Genomic DNA, 849 nt, shown 5'->3' with positions numbered 1-849 from the left:
GCGTGCGGCATGCCAGGCCCGCAACGGTGGCGCGCCCTGCTCCGGCCACAGCCAGACGCACAACCAACCGGCCAGCAGGCCGGTGGGGATGTCGATGAAATGGTGCTGGAACGTGGTCAGCACCGAGACGCCGATCAGCAGTGCCCACACATGCAGCACCCAGCGCCACACGCCATGCAGGTACTGCGCGAACTTCACCCACAGCACGATCAGCAGCACGATGTGCAGCGACGGTGCCTGGTTGAACGGCTTGTCGAAGCCCAGCAACACGTCGAACAGCCAGCCGAACACACCACCGATCTCTGGCCGCTGGAAGCTGAAACGCAACGGCCACAGCAGGAAGCAGGTCACCGCGATCAGCTGTGCACTGAGCAGGCGCAGCGCATGCCGGTCCAGTTCCTGCCGCTGCCGGCACAGGAAGAACGAGACGGCGTAGAACAGATCGATCGACCAGTACGGCACGATCGTCCACGCCACGAACGGAATGTGGGCCTCCCAGGCGAACGCAACCACGGGCAGCGCGGCATGGCGGCCAGCCATCCAGTTGGCAAAGCCATAGCTGGCGAAGAAGAACGGCCCCAGCAGGGCCAACCACAGCAGGGCGCGCCGCCAGGGGCGCCCTTCCGCGGCCAGCGGGGTTGCGGCGAGCGTCGCCATCACGCGGTCCGGCGCGCCAGCGACACGGTGAAGATGCCGAACTCGTCGATGCGCTGGGCCACCTTCTCGAATCCGGCCAGGCGCACCAGCTCATCCATCTCCTGCTGGGTACGGCGACGCATCACCCACGCTGCGCCACCGCGATGGCTGGTCAGCGCGCGGGCGATGAATTCCAGCTGCGGGTGCCAGGGC

The 849-nt window shown here is 67.0% G+C and carries 2 protein-coding genes; both read right to left on the bottom strand.

The window, feature by feature from the left end; all coding sequences use genetic code 11:
• Positions 1-657: phosphatase PAP2 family protein (locus C9414_RS20655; protein ID WP_142398063.1), on the bottom strand; the 657-nt coding region annotated here is incomplete at its 3' end.
• Positions 657-849, bottom strand: a 193-nt coding sequence (locus C9414_RS20650) for a class I SAM-dependent methyltransferase family protein (RefSeq protein WP_181286172.1), incomplete at its 5' end; no start/stop codon positions are given. The genes C9414_RS20655 and C9414_RS20650, both read right to left, overlap by 1 nt.

Origin of the sequence: Bacillus sp. Nf3, from assembly GCF_003028545.1 — a bacterium.
Taxonomy (GTDB): domain Bacteria; phylum Bacillota; class Bacilli; order Bacillales; family Bacillaceae; genus Bacillus; species Bacillus safensis.
Note: the sequence above shows the minus strand (reverse complement) of the source record. Positions and strands in the feature narration are given on the sequence as shown.